We start from the raw sequence: 5050 nt of genomic DNA, 5'->3' as shown, positions 1-5050 counted from the left end.
GGGACCTACGTGGCGTCGCCGCCGTGGTCAGCGGCAGGCCGCCGTCATTGGCGAGCGCGGCGATCTCCTCGGCGTCCGTCATCACCGGCGGCCGCATCACGAGCCGCGACGTCTCGATGGTCGGCCGCTCCGCCGCCCAGGTCTCGCGGTCGAGGTTCATCGCGACGAGCCGCACCGGCTCGGCGCGGGCCCGCGAGCGGGTCTCCACGATCCCGGCGGGCCTGAAGCCGAGCTTCCTGAGCACCGCCGCGGAGGCGGCGTTGTCCACGAAGTGGCCGGAGACGATCTTCTCGATCGCCGTCGCCCCGAAGGCGAGGTCGACGATCGCGCGCGTCGCAGCCGAGACGATCCCGCGCCCCCAATGGGCGCGGACGAGCCAGTAGCCGAGCTCCGGGAACCCCGCCGTCGCGTCGATCGCGACGCAGCCCGCGAAGCTGTCCTCCACCCACAGGCCCGCGCAAAGCATGTGCGGCGAGGCCGCAGGCCCCTTGAGGAACACCGCGGCGTCCTCGGGACCGTAGGGATGCGGCACCGCGACCAGGTTCTTGGAGACCTCGAGGTCGTTCAGCCCGGCGGCGAGCGCGGCGGCGTCCGCGGGCGTCAGTCGCCGAAGGCGCACGCCGGGCGCCGCCGTGAGGCAATCCTCGGCGAGCAGACCGTCATCGAAAGCGATGCGCGCGGACATGGGGACCAGACCCTTGAAACGGCGACGGGGGAGAACGGCGTCCCGTCTCCCCCGTCGTCCCGGACCTTTCGGTCTGAGATTTCGCCGCCGGAGGGTCAGGCGCCCGGCGGCTGCGTGGCGTCAGCCCGCCGTCATTCCGCAGCTTCGGCCGTGACGGCCGTGGCGACGTTCACATAGGTGCGGCCGTTCGCTTTGGAGACGAACAGAACCTTGCCCTCGGCGGTGGCGAACAGGGTGTGATCCTTGCCCATGCCGACATTCGCGCCCGGGTGCCACTTGGTGCCGCGCTGGCGGATGATGATGTTGCCCGGAACGACGTTCTCGCCGCCGAACTTCTTGACGCCGAGGCGCCGGCCTTCGGAGTCGCGGCCGTTGCGCGAGGAGCCGCCTGCCTTCTTGTGAGCCATCTGGTCTCTCCTGCCTCAGCCGTTCAGTTCTTCGCGCCGTCGAGGCTCACGATCTTGACGATCGTGTAGTCCTGACGATGGCCGCGCTTGCGCTTGGAGTTCTGGCGACGGCGCTTCTTGAAGGCGATGACCTTCGGGCCGCGCGCGTGCTCGACGATCTCGGCCGCGACCGAGGCGCCCGAGACGAGCGGCGCGCCGATCATGATGTCGTCGCCGGAGCCGATGGCGAGAACCTCGCCGAAAGTGATCTTGGAGCCGACGTCGCCGTCGAGCTTGCCGACGGTCAGCACGTCGTCGGCGACGACCCGGTGCTGCTTGCCGCCGGTCTTGATGACTGCGAACATTCTGAAGTTCCTGTGTTCGATCCGGGCTCCGGGACCGATCGTCCCTGGCGCGGCTTTTTGTTCAGTCCGGGATTGTTCCCAAACGGAAAGGCGCGGATAGGAGACCCACCGCGCCGATCGCGCGCTTCTACAGGATCGGACCTTCCCGGGTCAATCCCCGGCCTCGGCCACCGCCGGGTCCGCGAACGGTCCCACCATCGGCTCATGACCTGTCGCCTGCAGGAACCGGATGAGGTCGCCGGGCGCGATCGCCGTGGTGGCGGTGTTCTCGAGCGGATGGAAGTTCACGGTGTCATGCGCCATGAGGGCCGCGTCGAGCGCCACCGTCACGAGCCCGTCGCGGTCGTTGATCGCCCCGAACGGGGTCACCGACCCCGGCTCGACGCCCCACACCGCGCGAAGCTGGTCCGCGGACGCGAACGACAGGCGGCCCTGCGCGCCGAGCTTCTCGTGGAGCCGCTTGAGGTCGACCGCGGCGTCGTCCTCCGCGCTCACCAGGAACAGCCGCCCCTTCTTGTCCTTGAGCAACAGGTTCTTGGATTTGCCGCCAGCGATCCGGCCCCGCAAGGCGGCCGACTCGGCGACCGTGAACACCGCCGGGTGCTCGAGCGTCGAGGTCCTGACGCCGAGCGCGTCCAGATAGGCCATCAGTTCCGTCCGCGTCGCCGCCATCGCGCCCTTCCCACTGCCCGAAGCCGGATAGCGGGAAGCGGGCGCGATGACAAACCGGGTCAGGAGCGCTCCGAGACGTTCTGCGAGCCCCCGACGGCGTCCGGCGTGGCGGCCGGCGCGACCAGCCGCTCCACGGTGACGCAGGCGCCGCCGCGATTGTTGCGATAGGCGCCGTAGCGGTCCGACAGGAACGGGATGCTCGGCCAGATCGCGTCGTTGACGTAGAGGAACAGCTCCCCCGTGGAGCGCGCGACGACCTCGGTCGCGAACGACAGCCCGGCGGAGCCCGACGCCGGACAGGAGATCGGCGGCTGATCGGCGGGCGGCGGGCCGGGCGGATAGGCCAGCGCCGCCGACGGCGTGGGCGTGAGCGGATAGACGTCGGTGCCGCCGGAGCCGATCCTGGCCATCGGCCTGAACCAGTTCTCGGCCCAGTGCCGCCGGTAGGGCACGAAGGGCGTGATGAGGGCCGCGCCCTCGGCCTCCGGGTCGTTCCCGTAGGGGCCGGCGGGCAAAGTCCGGTCGAACCAGCCGCGATCGGCCGGAACCGAAAAGGTCAGCCGGTAGGCGCCACGTTCGAGAAGCTTCACGCCGGTCGCCATGCACGGCTCGCTGGTGAGGAACGGCGCCGGCGCGCTCATGGCTCCGGCCTCGAGCGGCTTCGGATCGGATGAGCCGCGACAGACGCCGCCCCACGCGCTGTCGACCGCGAACCAGACCTTCGCCCCCACGCCGACCGCCACGAACAGCGCCGCGGCGAACGCCACAAACGGCATGGCGTCGCGCGCCAGGAAGCGCACCGTCTCCTCGTAACCGGGCGCAAGCCGCAGCCGGCGGATCAGCCGCTGCGCAAGGCCCGGCGCCTTGGGCTTGACCGGATCCCGGACATGCGGCGGCCGGGTGGCGGGGATGCCGTACCAGAGCGCCCGCATGGCGGTTCCGATCGAGAGCTGCAGGGCGGCGCCCCACGACAGACCGATCACCACGCCGGAGAAGACGACGAGGAAGATCCCGGGATTTGCCGCGAAGGAGTCCAACCACGCGCCCGCGAAGGCCGGGGTGAACGCCTTGATGGGCGTGAAGATCGGCGAGATCCAGCACAGCACCGACCTGCACGCCCCGTCCGGCGTTGCGGGCCACCACAGCGGCATCGCCCCCAGGAACAGAGTGAAGCCGAGCGTCAGGTAGTAGGCCACCCTGCGCAGCCAGACGATGTTGAAGACGTCCTCGCGCGCCTCCGCCCGCCGGCCCCATTCGCGATGGCCCAGATAGGCGTCGCCGGGTTCGATGCGGCCGTCGATCCTTTCGACGAAGAAATTGTCCGGCAGCACGATCGGCGCGTAGGCGTCCTCGCCGACCCTGATGCGCCGCAGGGCGCTCTCATGGACCTTGATCCGGGAGATCTTCACCTTGCCGGCATCGGCCCGCAGCATCCCGTCGATGCGCCGCGGTTTGTAGCGGTAGTAACCGGCGAGCCCCGTCCGGCTGTCGTGGAGCAGGCCGTTCTCGTCCGTGAGGGTCAGATAGTCGGCGCGCACCTCCGGGAGGAAGCGCAGGCGGGCGGCACTCGCCGCCTCGATCATCCAGTTCAGGGGCACGTAGCCTGCGGCGTCGTCCGGATATCCGCCGCCGACGTCGCTATGCGCTCCGGCGAACCAGACCTGCCGCAGCCTGGCGGCGTCTTCCGGCTTCGCCTCGGTCCAGAGCAGCGGATGGAAGCTCTGGCGCTCGTCATCCAGCGCAAGCGCGTGGCACGCCGCCTTCACCGACTTGCCGAGTTCCCGGTCGCTGAAGGACATCGGCCAGACATAGCGATCGACCGCGCGCGTGAGCTCCTCGATCGGCAGGCCGTAGGCCGCGACCGTGTCCCAGACGCCGAGGAAGCGGATCGGGATCGGGTCGGTGTTCCAGCGGCCGAGCCTCGACTGATCTAGCCGCCCATAAGGCTTCGTCCTCGTGACGAGGTTCCTGGCCGTGATCGCTGCGTCGCGCATCGCGCGCAATATCCGCTCATGGCGGATGCGCGTGTGGAACCGCTCGGCGCGGTAGGCCCGGTAGGCCGCCGCGACGTCCGCCTGGAACTGCGCCTCGTCGCCGTCATAGGGCACGAGCCCCTGGCGGTAGATCAGCCCGAGCAGGACGCGCACCGTGTAGGCGCCGCGGCTGAACCCGAAGACGTAGATCTGATCGCCCGGCTGATAGGTGCGGCACACGAAGGCGTAGAGCTCGCGCACGTTGCGCGCGAGGCCGTAGCCGAACGCCCCGCCGATCAGCGCGAGCGGCCTGAACGACGACGTCCCGACGCCGTCGTCATAGAGCGCGAACTGGCGCGGCTCCGGCGGGTTCTGCCGGTCCTCAAGGTCGAGCGCCTTGTAGAGCTTCCACACATTGGTGCGGAACAGGGTGCCCGAGCTGTTGCCGGTGCCGTCGGAGAGCACGACGATGTTGCAGGGTCCTCGCGACCTGCCGGACGCGCTCATTTGACGATGGCGGTCGCCCGCCTGCTGTCAGATCCCGTCGCCTGCCCGAGGGCCGCGGCCATCACGTTCCGGCAGAAGGTCGTGGTCAGGATCGGGTTCGGCCCCCATGAGCCGATCCGCGTCCTGTCATGTCCGCTGACGCAGGCGACCAGCAGCGTCGAGAGCGTCGACTTGCGCGCGTCGACGGTAGCCACAGTGACCGCTCCGGCTTTGGCCGGATCGGCGCGCCCGCCGCCCACCAGCGCCACCCGAAGGTGGCCGTACTGGCTGAGGATCACCGCATAGGCGTCATGCCCGATGATCCCGTTGGCGTAGCTCTGGCAGGCCGCGTAGAGGCCGTCGCGCAGCGCGAGCACGGCCGCCGCGCGGCCGTCTCCCTTGGAGACCTCCTCGGTGGTCGAGCCGTCGAACCCTGCCGCGCCGCTTCCGACCGGGGCGCCCGCGGCGGCCGCCGTGGCGGCG

6 protein-coding genes are annotated in these 5050 nt (G+C 70.2%); all 6 read right to left on the bottom strand.

The features are described 5' to 3' along the window. On the bottom strand, positions 1-685 hold a 685-nt coding region (locus ACIKT0_RS12720; RefSeq protein WP_407105696.1), incomplete at its 3' end, for a GNAT family N-acetyltransferase. A gap of 131 nt (positions 686-816) precedes the next feature. Beyond that, positions 817-1092 carry a 50S ribosomal protein L27 gene (rpmA, locus tag ACIKT0_RS12715; RefSeq protein ID WP_407105695.1) on the bottom strand — a complete coding sequence of 92 codons (276 nt, stop codon included), beginning with the start codon at positions 1090-1092 and terminating at the stop codon, positions 817-819. A gap of 23 nt (positions 1093-1115) precedes the next feature. After that, positions 1116-1436 carry a 50S ribosomal protein L21 gene (gene rplU / locus ACIKT0_RS12710; RefSeq protein WP_407105694.1) on the bottom strand — a complete coding sequence of 107 codons (321 nt, stop codon included), beginning with the start codon at positions 1434-1436 and terminating at the stop codon, positions 1116-1118. Positions 1437-1586: 150 nt separating this feature from the next. Beyond that, complete coding sequence (locus ACIKT0_RS12705; RefSeq protein WP_407105693.1) at positions 1587-2108, bottom strand: prolyl-tRNA synthetase associated domain-containing protein; 522 nt, start codon at positions 2106-2108, stop codon at positions 1587-1589. Positions 2109-2167: 59 nt separating this feature from the next. Next, positions 2168-4588, bottom strand: a complete 2421-nt coding sequence (locus ACIKT0_RS12700; protein WP_407105692.1) for a DUF2235 domain-containing protein — start codon at positions 4586-4588, stop codon at positions 2168-2170. Beyond that, on the bottom strand, positions 4585-5050 hold a 466-nt coding region (locus tag ACIKT0_RS12695), incomplete at its 5' end, for a hypothetical protein (RefSeq protein ID WP_407105691.1). The genes ACIKT0_RS12700 and ACIKT0_RS12695, both read right to left, overlap by 4 nt.

It is taken from the genome of Hansschlegelia beijingensis (assembly GCF_045505405.1).
Classification (GTDB): domain Bacteria; phylum Pseudomonadota; class Alphaproteobacteria; order Rhizobiales; family Methylopilaceae; genus Methylopila; species Methylopila beijingensis_A.
Note: the sequence above shows the minus strand (reverse complement) of the source record. Positions and strands in the feature narration are given on the sequence as shown.

Excerpts from the sequence above, each read along its gene's own strand:
- rpmA (WP_407105695.1), bottom strand. The coding sequence starts at position 1,092 with ATGGCTCACAAGAAGGCAGGCGGCTCCTCGCGCAACGGCCGCGACTCC.
- rplU (WP_407105694.1), bottom strand. The coding sequence starts at position 1,436 with ATGTTCGCAGTCATCAAGACCGGCGGCAAGCAGCACCGGGTCGTCGCC.
- ACIKT0_RS12705 (WP_407105693.1), bottom strand. The coding sequence starts at position 2,108 with ATGGCGGCGACGCGGACGGAACTGATGGCCTATCTGGACGCGCTCGGC.
- ACIKT0_RS12700 (WP_407105692.1), bottom strand. The coding sequence starts at position 4,588 with ATGAGCGCGTCCGGCAGGTCGCGAGGACCCTGCAACATCGTCGTGCTC.